Below are 13,376 nucleotides of genomic sequence, written 5' to 3'. Positions count from 1 at the left end.
TCAGGCAAACTTCTTCTGGACTTCTGCCGACACGTTGGCCGGCGCTTCTGCGTAGTGGTCGAACTGCATGGTGAAGGTTGCGCGACCCTGGCTCATCGAGCGCAGGTTATTCACGTAACCGAACATGTTCATGAGCGGCACCATCGCGTTGATGACGTTGGCGTTGCCGCGCATGTCCTGACCCTGGATCTGACCGCGCCGCGAATTCAGGTCGCCGATGACGGAGCCGGTGTAATCTTCCGGGGTCACCACTTCGACCTTCATGATCGGCTCGAGCAGGACGGACTTGCCCTTCTGCAAGGCTTCGCGGAATGCAGCACGCGATGCGATTTCGAAGGCGAGCGCCGACGAATCGACGTCGTGATACTTGCCGTCGACGAGCTGAACCTTGACGTCGACCACGGGGAAGCCCGCGACCACGCCGGAACTCAGCACGCTGTTGATGCCCTTCTCGACGCCGGGGATGTATTCCTTCGGCACCGCACCGCCGACGACCTTGGACTCGAACTCGTAGCCCTTGCCGGGCTCGTTCGGCTCCACGATGATCGACACTTCCGCGAACTGTCCGGTACCGCCGGTCTGCTTCTTGTGGGTGTACTTGACTTCGGACCTCTTGGTGACGCGCTCACGGAACGCCACCTGCGGCGCGCCGATGTTGGCATCGACCTTGTAGGTGCGGCGGAGAATGTCGACCTTGATGTCGAGATGGAGCTCGCCCATGCCCTTGAGGATGGTCTGGCCGGACTCCTGATCGGTCGACACGCGGAAGGACGGATCCTCCGCGGCGAGCTTCGCCAGCGCCACGCCCAGCTTTTCCTGGTCGGCCTTGGACTTGGGCTCGATCGCGATCTCGATGACGGGCTCGGGGAATTCCATCTTTTCGAGGATCACCGCCTTGTCGGGATCGCACAGCGTGTCACCGGTGCGCGCTTCCTTCAGGCCAGCCAGTGCGACGATGTCGCCGGCATAGGCTTCCTTGATGTCTTCGCGGTTGTTCGCATGCATCAGCAACATGCGGCCGATGCGCTCCTTGCGGTCGCGCGTCGAATTGATCACGCCGGTGCCCGACAGCAGCGTGCCGGAATAGATGCGGCAGAAGGTGATGGTGCCGACGAACGGGTCGTCCATGATCTTGAAGGCCAACAGAGCCAGCGGCTCCTTGTCGTCCGGCAGGCGAACGACCTCGTTGCCGTCTTCATCGACGCCCTTGATGGCGGGCACGTCAACCGGCGACGGCAGATAATCCACGACCGCGTCGAGCAGAGGCTGCACGCCCTTGTTCTTGAACGCCGAGCCGCACAATACCGGGAAGAACGCGCCAGTCAGCACGGCCTTGCGGATCAAGCGCTTCAACGTCGGCTCATCGGGCTCCTTGCCGTCGAGGTAAGCGGCGAGAACTTCGTCGTCGAGCTCGACGGCGGCTTCCAACAACTTCTCGCGATATTCCTTGGCCTTCTCGACCATGTCCTCGGGAATATCGATGTCCACGAACTTGGCGTCGAGCTTCTCTTCTTCCCAGACCACGCCCTTCATGCGAACGAGGTCGACCAGGCCCTTGAAGTTGTTCTCGGAGCCGATCGGAAGCTGGATCGCGATCGGCTTTGCGCCGAGGCGGTCGACGATGTCCTGCATGCACTTGTAGAAGTCAGCGCCGGTCTTATCCATCTTGTTGGCGAAGACGATGCGCGGAACTTTGTACTTGTCGCCCTGGCGCCAAACCGTCTCGGTCTGGGGCTCGACGCCCTGGTTCGAGTCGAGCACGCACACGGCGCCGTCGAGCACGCGCAGGCTGCGCTCGACTTCGATGGTGAAGTCGACGTGGCCGGGAGTGTCGATGATGTTGAGACGCTTGCCTTCCCAGAACGCGGTGGTCGCGGCCGACGTAATCGTAATGCCGCGCTCCTGCTCCTGCTCCATCCAGTCCATCGTCGCGGCACCTTCGTGCACTTCGCCGATTTTGTGGCTCTTGCCGGTGTAATAGAGGATGCGCTCGGTGGTCGTGGTCTTGCCGGCATCGATATGCGCCATGATACCGAAGTTGCGGTAATTCTCTATGGCATGAACGCGGGGCATGGAGTGTTCCTTAGATTCCGTGTGTCGCCGTTACCAGCGATAGTGCGAGAAGGCGCGGTTGGCTTCCGCCATCCGGTGCACGTCTTCGCGCTTCTTGACGGCGTTACCCCGGTTGTTCGACGCATCCAGGAGCTCCGCAGAGAGCCGCTCGGTCATCGTCTTCTCGTTGCGATCGCGCGCAGCCGAGATCAGCCAGCGAATGCCCAGCGCCTGACGGCGCACCGAGCGAACTTCGACCGGAACCTGATAGGTCGCGCCGCCGACGCGGCGGGAGCGCACTTCGATCGTCGGCATGACGTTCTCGAGTGCCTGCTCGAACACGCCGAGCGGGTTCTGCTTGGTCTTGCTTTCGATGAGGCCGAACGCGCCGTAGACGATGCCTTCGGCGACCGACTTCTTTCCGGCGTACATCACCGAATTCATGAACTTCGTGACGATGATATTCCCGAACTTCGGATCGGGAAGGACTTCGCGCTTTTCGGCAGAATGGCGACGAGACATGGACCTGGTTCCCGCTTACTTCGGACGCTTGGCGCCGTACTTCGAACGGCGCTGCTTACGGTTCTTGACGCCCTGGGTATCCAGAACGCCGCGGAGGATGTGGTAGCGCACGCCGGGCAAGTCCTTGACGCGACCGCCGCGGATCATGACCACCGAGTGCTCCTGGAGGTTATGGCCCTCACCGGGGATGTAGCCGATCACCTCGAAGCCGTTGGTCAGGCGCACCTTGGCAACCTTACGAAGCGCCGAGTTCGGCTTCTTCGGGGTCGTGGTGTAAACGCGCGTGCAAACACCGCGCTTCTGCGGCGACTGCTGCAGCGCCGGCACCTTCTTGCGCGACTTCTGCACTTCCCGCGGTTGAGCGATCAGCTGGTTGATCGTCGGCATCCTGGCATTACCCTTTGTGTTCTGCCGCGGCCCGTCACCGGGTCCGCAAATTCTTTCGAGCTACCCGCCCGACGAGGCCGCCTTCCGCGGAACAATCCGCACAAAGCGAAATCGCGCCAACCACCCATCAACGGGCGGAAAGCGCTTCGACGCCACAGAGGACCGCAGTAGTTGAACCGGTCAGCTTGAAGCTGCGGCCCGCGCACCGAGGTCATGCATCCGAATTCGATCTCGAGAGAACATGCTCAAGAGAACTAAAATCGCACTGGCATTGCCTAGCTATGATCGACAGCGTTTGAGCGGCATTCGTCGAGGTTGGTGCCTGTCTTGGTGATCCCAGGGGATCAAACAGGTGGCCCGTTCCGACGTTGGCGATGCTCACCGCCTGTCGTTAAGTGAGGGGGTTCTATAAGTGGGAGTCGGTCAAGTCAAGGCGAAACGTCAGTCAGAAGCGCTTCCCGCACCTGCCGAAATCGCTTCTTGGGCCGCTCGCTGCGCCTTCGTGAGATGGAAACGAAGAGCGCGTCGCGCCACCTCGAAACCTATTTATACCCGGGCTAAATATACTTTTATAACCATTGGCTAAGGCTTTCTTTCCTGTTGGAGCGCCAATGTGCCGCCTTGGGCAGAGATTAGCGCCATGCGGTACACCGACATTGCCATTATCGGCGGGGGATTGTCCGGCTCGAGCGCCGCCGCGATGCTCGGCCGTAGCGGCATTTCGACCATCCTGATCGATCCGCATGAGAGCTATTCGGCGGACTTTCGGGTCGAAAAACTCAGCGGTCACGTGCAGGTCGGGCGATTCCTGCAGACGGGAATCGCCGAATCGGTGTTGCACCGCGCGACCTTTGTGGGTGAGAACTGGATCGCGCGCTTCGGCCGCCTTCTCGACAAGGCGCCGAGCCGGCAGTTCAACATCCTCTACGATTCCCTCGTCAACGCTGTCCGCGACGAAATTCCTGCCGGCGTCGAGCGCATCTGCGCCAAGGCTGTCTCGGTCGAGACGAGTGCGGAGCGGCAGAAGGTCACTCTCTCCAACGACGCGATGGTCTCCGCCCGGCTGGTCGTGCTCGCCAACGGACTCAATGTCGGCCTGCGCCACCAGCTGGGAATCGCCCGAAAAGTCGTCAGTGCCTGCCATTCGATTTCGATCGGGTTCGACGTGGTGCCGGCGGGACGGGACTCGTTCGACTTCCCTGCGCTGACCTATTTCTCGGAACGGCCGAGCGACCGCATCCCCTACCTCACTCTTTTTCCGATCGGGACGCGGATGCGCGCCAATCTGTTCGTCTATCGCAGCTTCGACGATCCCTGGCTGCGTGAGCTGCGCCGCGCGCCGGCCGAGACGTTGAACGCTGCGCTGCCACGGCTCAAGCACATCACCGGACCATTCGACATTCCCGGTGAGCTGAAAATCCGTCCGGTCGATCTCTATGTGAACGATGCCAGCGGCCAGCCGGGTCTCGCGCTGGTGGGCGATGCTTTCTCGACCTCCTGCCCGGCCGCCGGCACCGGGTGCGACAAGGTCTTCACCGACGTCGAGCGGCTCTGCAACGTCTATATCCCGCAGTGGCTGGCCTCCGACGGGATGGATACCAGCAAGATCGCCGCCTTCTACGCAGACCCGGTCAAGCGGGAGTGCGACGATTGGTCGGCGCGAAGGCCTTCGATTTCCGCTCAGTCTCCATTGCGACAAGCCCTTATTGGACGGCGCAGCGCCGGGCACGCTTCATTGCCTGGTCGGTTCAGGGACTATTGCGGCCGCTTGGAGCAGCCTTCGATCTGGAGCCGAACTTCCTCGGTCACTCCTCCTCATCGTCCTCGTCGAGGTCGTCTTCATCCTCGTCGTCATCGTCGCTGTCCTCGTCGACGTGAGCCGGCGCGCCATGCGGTTGGTGGGTCTGGTCGTTCCACAGCTTGCGATAGGTGCCGTTCTTGGCGAGCAGCTCGGCATGCGGGCCGCGCTCGATCGCCCTGCCCCCTGAAATCACGATGATCTCGTCCATCTCGACCACCGAGGTCAGGCGGTGGGTCGACCAGATCATGGTGCGGCCCTTGGCGACCTTCAGCAGCGTGCGGTTGATCGCAGCTTCCGTGGTCTGGTCGAGCGCCGAAGTGGCTTCGTCGAGCAGCAGCACGGAAGGATTGCGGATGACCGCGCGCGCGATCGCGATGCGCTGGCGCTGGCCGCCCGACAAGGTATCGCCGCGCTCGCCCACCGGCGTGTCGTAGCGCTGCGGCAGGCTCATGATGTAACGGTGGATCTCGGCTTTCTTGGCCGCCTCCTCCACCTCCTCATCGGTCGCGCCCTCCTTGCCGAGCCGAATGTTCTCCCGGATCGACATGTTGAACAGCATATTCTCCTGGAACACCACCGCCATGCTCCGGCGCAGGGAGTCCAGCGTCACCTTGCGGACGTCGACGCCGTCGATGGTGACGCGCCCCTCGTCCGGCACATAGAGCCGCAGGATCAGATTCAGCAGCGTGCTCTTGCCGGAGCCTGAGGGACCGACGATGGCAATGCGCTTGCCGACATTGAGCTTGAGGCTGAGATTGTCCAGCACCGGCGTCTGGCTGCCTTCGTACTGGAACGTCACGTGGTCGAAGGTGATGTCGTTGGTGATGCGGGGCAGATCGGGCGCGCCGGCACGATCGGCGCTGCGCGTGGGCTCGTCGAGCAACTCCTGCATATGACGGATCGCGGCTGCCGCGGAGATCGACACGGGGATGAAATGCATCACATGGGCGATGTTGTAGGACACCTCCCAGAACGCACTCTCGAAGGTGACGAAGGTGCCGATGGTAATCTGCCCCTTCGTCGCCAGATATGCGCCGATCGCGAGCACGACGAGATGCAAGAGCAGCACCGAGATGGTGACCGTCCGCTCCACCATGGTCGACAGGAACGCCGCCGAGGCCATCCTGTTTCGCGTCTCGTCGTTGCGGAATTTGAAGAAGCCGAACATCCGGCGTTGCAGGCTGAACGCCTTGATCACGGCCTGCGCCGCCACGTTCTCCTGCACCATGCCGAGCAGCGCAGATTCATTGAGCTTCTGCTCGTAATTCGCCTGGACAGCCTTCGGCGTCAGCATGCGGGGACCGATCAGCGTGATCGGGAACACCAGCAGCGCAACCGCCGCGAGCTGCCAGTTCAGGAACACCATCAGGATGATGCCCGCGATCAGCTCCAGGAACGGCAATGCCGCGCTGTTGGCGAAGGTCTTGACCGAACCCTCGAAGGCCGCGAGGTCGACTGAGAAGCGCGACAGGATCTCGCCGCGCTTGGTGCGGCCGAAATAGGCCGCCGGCAGGTCCTGGACGTGCTCGAACAGCCGTTTGCGGACGTCGGAAATGATGCACGCCGCGAGCCGCGCATCCCAGCGCTCGTACCAGACCGCGACGATCGAGGTGAATATGCCCGCGACCGCGAGCACGCCGAGGATCTTGTACAGCGCCTGAAAATCCTCCTCGCCGAGCGCGTCGTCGATCAGGTACTTCAGGCTGAGCGGCATGATGACGTTGAAGAGCGTCTCGACGAAGACGCCGAACGCCACGAAGGACAGCATCTGCTTGTAGTTGAACAGGAAGGGTTTGACGAAACCCAGGATGGTCGCGAGCGCGCCGGCGGCCTCGCGCGCGGTAAAGACGACGAGGTCCTCGTCCTCATCGTCGTCATCGAGCTCCAGCCCGCCATCCTCCTCGTCTTCATCGTCCTCGTCGTCTTCAAGGTCCGGCTTGGCGGTAGGGACAAGCTTCTCGTCGAGCTCGGCCGCCTCTTCCGCGGCGAGCTTCTGTTTGTCGGGCGGGAGGGGCTTGGACGCCATGAAACCAACCGATGCTGACGGCCGGCATGACCGCAGAGAAAGCAGGAAATAGCGCCAACCGCTACTGCATCGATTCTATGCGATCAAGATGAATTCGGCAAAACAATTGGCGAAGGCGCCCGCTTCAGGCGGCTAGTCGTCTTCCTCATCCTCGACCTTGTCGAAAAAGGAATAGCGCAAGGAATCGGCGTCGGCGTACCACTGGCCCGGTCCCTTGTTTGCGGCGAGCGTCGTCTCCCAGAGCGCGTCCGTGCAGTCCTTGCGGTGCATCGACAGCTCGAAGCCATTGCCGAAGAACAGTTCGGACCATTCCCACCAGGTGCCGAGCTTCTTGACGCCGCGCAGAAGGTCGTAGCGGTCGATCAGTGCCGGCGCCATGTCCGAGGTGATCGAGCCGAACACGAGCCCGGTCTTGACCACACGGTTCAGCTCCCTGATCGCACGGACCACCTGCTTCGGGGAAACATGGCAGAGGCTGGTCTCGAACACGAAGTCGAACGCACCGTCCTTGAACGGCATGTCGGTGATCGAACCGAGCTTGTTGTACTTCCTCAGCGCCTTCGGCGTTCTGGCGTGAATGGTGCGGTTGTTCTCGATACCGAAGGCATCGATGCCGCGATCACGTAGCGCGCCGACAAGCTCGCCGCTGGCCGAGCCCGCGATCAAGAGCTTCGTGCCTTTGGCCTTGCCCCAGACGATGCCGATCAGTTTTGTGAGATAGTCGGGATCCGTGAAGTGTTGCCACACCTCGCTGTAGGGGCCCTGGCCGCGATAATTGTCAAAATAGGCACGATCGATCTTGTCCGAGAGCGGCTTGTCGTCCTGCGAACGCTCGCGGCGCAAGCGCATCATCTCGGTCAAGATGATGTCGGTCGCCGCGTCCGAGGAATCGAGCAGGCCGTTCAGCGTCGAGTCGAACAGATAGTCGCCGACCACCACGATTCCGGGATGTTCCTTCGGCTCGGGCCGGTGGTTGGTCATGACGTCGCGCACGGGCAAGCCGCCCGGAATCGCGTTCACCGAGGACAGCCAGCGGTGGATCTTGCCTTCCATGAAATGCGCGCGTGCATCGCCGAGCGATGCCGGAAGCGATTTCAGCGCGGCATCGATCAGCTCCCGGTCGGAGAGATCTGCAAAGGCCAGCGCATCGGAGCCCGGAATCAGCCAGTTCAGCACGCCGTGCTTGCCCACATCATGGCGGGCGCCCTCGTTATAGACGCAGCAACCGCCAAAGGCTTCCGACATGAACCAGGCGCCGGCGATCTTGTCGCCCCAGAACGGCGTGTCGAACAGGATCGAGACACGCAAATAGTGCGCAGGACGGTCGAAGTACGCGACGTGCTTGACCATCGACTTGCGGAGCTGTTCGCCTTCCCAGCCGACGGTCCCAAGCCAGGAATGCGGCAGACAGACCAGCACAAGGTCGAAGTCGCGCGTCTCCGGCCCCTTGCCGTTCATCATCTTGAGTTGATAGCGGCCGGTCGGCGCCTTGCCGACCGTGAGGATTCGGTGATTGAGCTGGATGTCGGCATTGACCTCCGACTGGAGGCACTCGATGAGCTGCTCGTTGCCGTTCTGGATGGAATAGAGGCCGATATAGCCGTCGACATCCATCAGGTAGTTCTTGAGCGCGTTGAGCCCGTTGGTGTTGTGGCTCTCGGTCGCGAGGTCCGAGCGCGCCATCACCTTGAAGAATCGCTTTGCGGTCTCGTCCTCGACCTCCTCGTCGAGCACCTGTTCGGCGGTCTTGTAGGCCCAGGGATTCTCGTTGTCGTGCGCGCCGACACCCTCGTAGTACTCGATCGGCGTCATCGCCTCGGCGCAGCGCTTACGGAACGCCTCGATTGCGGCTGCGGTCTTGGCACCGTATTTGCGGCGCATGCCCGCGACGTCGTTGAGGAGCTCACCGCCGAACTGCACCTGCTCGGCATCCATCGGAATGGTCTGCAGGCCGAAATGCTGGATCAACTCGCGCAACGGATCCGGCCCGGTCATCGAGTAGTCGTAGATCTCGGCAACGCCGGCCTCGTACATCGCGGGCGCGGAATCGAATTTGCGCGTGACGATCTTGCCGCCGAGCCGGTCGGATGCCTCGTAGATGGTGACGCGGCAGAGGTCGCCAAGCTTGCGCTTCAGATACCAAGCGCTCATCAGCCCGCCGGGGCCGCCGCCTACGATTGCGAGATCAAGCATGAGAATTCCGTGGTCTCCGGCCCGCCCCCTTCACGGGACCACCGGTCTAAGCTCTCCTAGCAGAAGCGCTTTTGCGCCTGAAGGAAAGATGAACAAAGGTTGATCCTGCACCGCAACAGGGAAACAAAGCAGCAAAAAGGCCGGCTTTCGCCGGCCTTTTCAGTGTGCTCGGTATTCCTACGGATGAACGATCATTCCGCAGGTGGCAGCGCCATCGGCTCCACTTCCGGCGCCGGCGGCACGACCGCCGCCTGCTTCTCGCGCTCGTCGAGGATCATCTTGTCGCGCTTCACAGCGACTTCGCGGATCTTCGCCATGGAGGCGCCGGTGCCTGCCGGAATCAGCCGGCCGACGATGACGTTCTCCTTGAGGCCTTCGAGCGGATCGACCTTGCCGTTGACCGCCGCTTCCGTGAGGACGCGGGTGGTCTCCTGGAACGAGGCCGCCGAGAAGAAGGAGCGGGTCTGAAGGCTCGCCTTGGTGATGCCGAGCAGAACCGGGGTCCCCGTGGCGATCTTCTTGCCCTCTTCCTTGGCCTTCGCGTTGATCTGGTCGAACTCGATCTTGTCGATCTGCTCGCCCGAGATCATGTCCGTGTCGCCCTGGTCGGTGACTTCCACCTTCTGGAGCATCTGACGGACGATCACCTCGATGTGCTTGTCGTTGATGAGCACGCCCTGGAGCCGATAGACCTCCTGGATCTCGTTGACCAGATAGGCCGCGAGTTCCTCGATGCCCTTGACCGCCAGAATGTCGTGCGGCGCCGGGTTGCCTTCCACGATGAAGTCGCCCTTTTCGACGACGTCGCCGTCCTGAAGGTGGATGTGCTTGCCCTTCGGGATCAGGTACTCGCGCGCCTCTTCGGTCTTGTCCATCGGCTCGATCGAGATACGACGCTTGTTCTTATAGTCGCGCCCAAACCGGATGGTGCCCGCGATTTCGGCGATGATCGCCGCATCCTTCGACGCCGAGCCTCGAACAGTTCCGCCACCCGCGGCAGACCGCCGGTGATGTCGCGCGTCTTGGCGCTTTCGGTCGAGACACGGGCGAGAATGTCGCCCGCCTGGACCTTGGCGCCGACATCGACCGACAGAATGGCATCGACCGACAGCATGTAGCGGGCATCGCCGCCACGGGCGAGCTTGAGCACCTTGCCGTCCTTGCCCTTGATCACGATGGCGGGACGCAGGTCCCCGCCGCCGCGCATCGAGCGCCAGTCGATGACCACGCGCTTGGCAATACCGGTGGCCTCGTCGAGCGTTTCCGAGATCGACTGTCCCTCGACCAGATCCTCGAAGCCGATAGTACCTTCGACCTCGGTGAGGAGCGGACGGGTGTAGGGATCCCATTCCACGATACGCTGGCCACGCTTGACCATGTCGCCCTCGTCGACGTGCAGGCGCGAACCGTACTGAATACGGTGCGTCGCACGCTCGGTGCCGTCGGCATCGACGATCGCGATCACCATGTTGCGAACCATCGCGACCAGGTGGCCTTCGCTATTGCGGGCGATGGCCTTGTTCCTGATCACGATCTTGCCGTCGAAGTTTGATTCGACGAAAGATTGCTCGTTCAGCTGCGCCGCACCGCCGATGTGGAAGGTGCGCATGGTGAGCTGGGTGCCCGGCTCGCCGATCGACTGGGCCGCGATGACCCCGACCGCTTCGCCGTGGTTGACCGGCGTGCCGCGAGCGAGATCGCGGCCGTAGCACTTGCCGCAGATGCCGTTGACGAGCTCGCAGGTCAGCGCCGAGCGGATCTTTACCTCCTGGACGCCGCCCTGATGGATGGCATCCAGATGGCTCTCTTCCATCAGCGTACCGCGTTTGAAGATCACCTTGCCCGTGCTGTCACGCACGTCTTCGCAGGCCGTGCGTCCGAGGATGCGCGAGCCGAGCGAAGCGACCACGGTGCCGGCATCGACGATGGCGCGCATCTTGATGCCGAGCTTGGTGCCGCAATCGTCCTGCGTGATGATGCAATCCTGCGCGACGTCGACGAGACGACGGGTCAGATAGCCGGAGTTCGCAGTCTTCAACGCGGTGTCCGCGAGGCCCTTGCGGGCGCCGTGGGTCGAGTTGAAGTACTCGAGCACCGAGAGGCCTTCCTTGAAGTTCGAGATGATCGGCGTCTCGATGATCTCGCCCGACGGCTTGGCCATCAGGCCGCGCATGCCGGCGAGCTGGCGCATCTGGGCCGGCGAACCGCGGGCACCGGAGTGAGCCATCATGTAGATCGAGTTGATGTCGGCATCCGCCCCACTTGCCGTCTTCTTGGTCGAGGAGATCTCCTTCATCATCGCCTTGGCGATTTCTTCCGTTGCCTTCGACCAGGCGTCGACGACCTTGTTGTACTTCTCGCCATGGGTGATCAGACCGTCGTTGTACTGCTGCTCGAAATCCTTCGCCAGCGTACGGGTAGCGTCGACGATCTTCCACTTGGAGTGCGGCACGACCATGTCGTCCTTGCCGAACGAGATGCCGGCCTTGAACGCGTTGTAGAAGCCGAGCGCCATGATGCGGTCGCAGAAGATCACCGTCTCCTTCTGGCCGCAGTGGCGGTAGACCTGGTCGATGACGCCGGAGATCTCGCGCTTGGTCATCAGCTTGTTGATGATCTCGTACGGAACGCGCGGGTTCTTCGGCAGCAAATTGCCCAGCATGACGCGGCCGGCGGTGGTCTCGATCCAGCGCCTGGAGATCTTGCCGGTCTCGTCGATGCCTTCCCACCGGTACTTGATCTTGGTGTGGAGGTGGATGACCTTCGCGTGCAACGCGTGCTCGAGCTCCGCCATCTCGCCGAAGATCTTGCCCTCGCCGGGCAGGCCTTCGCGCATGATGGAGACGTAATAGAGACCGAGCACGATGTCCTGCGACGGCACGATGATCGGCTGGCCGTTCGCCGGATGCAGGATGTTGTTGGTCGACATCATCAGGACGCGCGCTTCCAGCTGCGCTTCCAGCGACAGCGGAACGTGCACGGCCATCTGGTCGCCGTCGAAGTCGGCGTTGAACGCGGCGCAGACCAGCGGGTGGAGCTGGATCGCCTTGCCCTCGATCAGCACGGGCTCGAACGCCTGGATGCCGAGGCGATGCAGCGTCGGTGCGCGGTTGAGCAGCACGGGATGCTCGCGGATGACCTCGTCCAGGATGTCCCAGACCTCGGGCCGCTCCTTCTCAACCAGCTTCTTGGCCTGCTTCACGGTGGTGGACAGGCCCTTGGCGTCAAGCCGCGAGTAGATGAACGGCTTGAACAGTTCGAGCGCCATCTTCTTCGGCAGACCGCACTGATGCAGGCGCAGCTCGGGGCCGACCACGATCACCGAACGGCCCGAATAGTCGACGCGCTTGCCGAGCAGGTTCTGACGGAACCGGCCCTGCTTGCCCTTGAGCATGTCGGCGAGCGACTTCAGCGGACGCTTGTTGGCACCGGTGATGACGCGGCCGCGGCGGCCGTTGTCGAACAGCGCGTCGACGGCCTCCTGAAGCATGCGCTTCTCGTTGCGGATGATGATGTCCGGCGCGCGCAGCTCCATCAGCCGCTTCAGGCGGTTGTTGCGGTTGATGACGCGGCGGTAGAGATCGTTGAGGTCCGAGGTCGCGAAGCGGCCGCCATCCAGCGGCACCAGCGGACGCAGGTCCGGCGGAATCACCGGAACCACCGTCATGATCATCCATTCCGGCTTGTTGCCGGAGTGGCGGAACGCTTCCACGATCTTCAGGCGCTTGGCGAGCTTCTTGTGCTTGATGTCGGAGTCGGTCTCCTGCATCTCCGCACGCAAGGTCAGCTCGAGCTTCTCGAGGTCCATGCCCTTGAGCAGCTCGCGAATCGCTTCCGCGCCGATCATGGCGGTGAAGGAATCCTGGCCGTATTCGTCCTGCGCCTTCAGATACTCGTCTTCCGACAAGAGCTGACGGTCCTTCAGCGCGGTGAGGCCCGGCTCGAGCACGACGTAATATTCGAAGTAGAGGATCCGCTCGAGATCCTTCAACGTCATGTCGAGCAGGAGGCCGATGCGCGAGGGCAGCGACTTCAGGAACCAGATGTGGGCGACGGGGGCCGCGAGCTCGATATGGCCCATGCGCTCGCGCCGGACGCGCGACAGCGTGACCTCGACCGAGCACTTCTCGCAGATGATGCCCTTGTACTTCATGCGCTTGTACTTGCCGCACAAGCACTCGTAGTCCTTGATCGGCCCGAAGATGCGGGCGCAGAACAGGCCATCGCGCTCGGGCTTGAAGGTACGGTAGTTGATGGTTTCCGGCTTCTTGATCTCGCCGTACGACCAGGACAGAATCTTCTCGGGGCTCGCGATCGAGATCCGGATCTGGTCGAAGACCTGAGCCGGCGTCGTCGGATTAAAGAGATTCATAATTTCTTGGTTCATCGTCTTCT

Annotated in this window: 5 protein-coding genes and 2 pseudogenes; 1 reads left to right on the top strand and 6 read right to left on the bottom strand. The window is 62.2% G+C overall.

Going from position 1 to position 13,376, the window contains the following annotated elements; genetic code table 11:
- The 3 genes from fusA to rpsL are packed head-to-tail and all read right to left on the bottom strand — an operon-like array spanning window position 1 to window position 2,961.
- Window positions 1–2,073, bottom strand: a complete 2,073-nt coding sequence (gene fusA / locus AB3L03_RS33780; protein ID WP_026233180.1) for an elongation factor G — start codon at window positions 2,071–2,073, stop codon at window positions 1–3.
- Between the two features lie 30 nt (window positions 2,074–2,103).
- Window positions 2,104–2,574 carry a 30S ribosomal protein S7 gene (rpsG, locus tag AB3L03_RS33775; RefSeq protein ID WP_007603009.1) on the bottom strand — a complete coding sequence of 157 codons (471 nt, stop codon included), beginning with the start codon at window positions 2,572–2,574 and terminating at the stop codon, window positions 2,104–2,106.
- Between the two features lie 15 nt (window positions 2,575–2,589).
- On the bottom strand, window positions 2,590–2,961 hold the full coding sequence (gene rpsL, locus AB3L03_RS33770) for a 30S ribosomal protein S12 (RefSeq protein ID WP_007603006.1): 372 nt from the start codon (window positions 2,959–2,961) through the stop codon (window positions 2,590–2,592).
- Between the two features lie 640 nt (window positions 2,962–3,601).
- Here rpsL and AB3L03_RS33765 point away from each other — a divergent pair.
- Window positions 3,602–4,839: pseudogene (locus AB3L03_RS33765) on the top strand (FAD-dependent oxidoreductase).
- On the opposite strand, the gene AB3L03_RS33760 reads toward AB3L03_RS33765, so the two are convergent.
- From AB3L03_RS33760 to rpoC, 3 genes and pseudogenes are all read right to left on the bottom strand, one after another.
- Window positions 4,767–6,788 (bottom strand): ABC transporter ATP-binding protein, encoded by a 2,022-nt coding sequence (locus AB3L03_RS33760; protein ID WP_085384227.1) that lies wholly within the window; start codon window positions 6,786–6,788, stop codon window positions 4,767–4,769. The pseudogene AB3L03_RS33765 and the gene AB3L03_RS33760 overlap by 73 nt on opposite strands.
- 132 nt (window positions 6,789–6,920) lie before the next feature.
- On the bottom strand, window positions 6,921–8,981 hold the full coding sequence (locus tag AB3L03_RS33755; RefSeq protein ID WP_368507869.1) for an FAD-dependent oxidoreductase: 2,061 nt from the start codon (window positions 8,979–8,981) through the stop codon (window positions 6,921–6,923).
- A 191-nt stretch (window positions 8,982–9,172) separates the two neighbouring features.
- Window positions 9,173–13,368 (bottom strand): annotated as a pseudogene (rpoC, locus tag AB3L03_RS33750) (DNA-directed RNA polymerase subunit beta').
- Between the last annotated feature and the right edge of the window lie 8 nt (window positions 13,369–13,376).

The organism is Bradyrhizobium lupini (assembly GCF_040939785.1).
Lineage (GTDB): Bacteria > Pseudomonadota > Alphaproteobacteria > Rhizobiales > Xanthobacteraceae > Bradyrhizobium > Bradyrhizobium canariense_D.
The sequence above is the reverse complement of the archived record's forward strand: the minus strand, read 5'-3'. Positions and strand labels throughout refer to the sequence as shown.

Excerpts from the sequence above, each read along its gene's own strand:
- fusA (WP_026233180.1), bottom strand. The coding sequence starts at position 2,073 with ATGCCCCGCGTTCATGCCATAGAGAATTACCGCAACTTCGGTATCATG.
- rpsG (WP_007603009.1), bottom strand. The coding sequence starts at position 2,574 with ATGTCTCGTCGCCATTCTGCCGAAAAGCGCGAAGTCCTTCCCGATCCG.
- rpsL (WP_007603006.1), bottom strand. The coding sequence starts at position 2,961 with ATGCCGACGATCAACCAGCTGATCGCTCAACCGCGGGAAGTGCAGAAG.
- AB3L03_RS33760 (WP_085384227.1), bottom strand. The coding sequence starts at position 6,788 with ATGGCGTCCAAGCCCCTCCCGCCCGACAAACAGAAGCTCGCCGCGGAA.
- AB3L03_RS33755 (WP_368507869.1), bottom strand. The coding sequence starts at position 8,981 with ATGCTTGATCTCGCAATCGTAGGCGGCGGCCCCGGCGGGCTGATGAGC.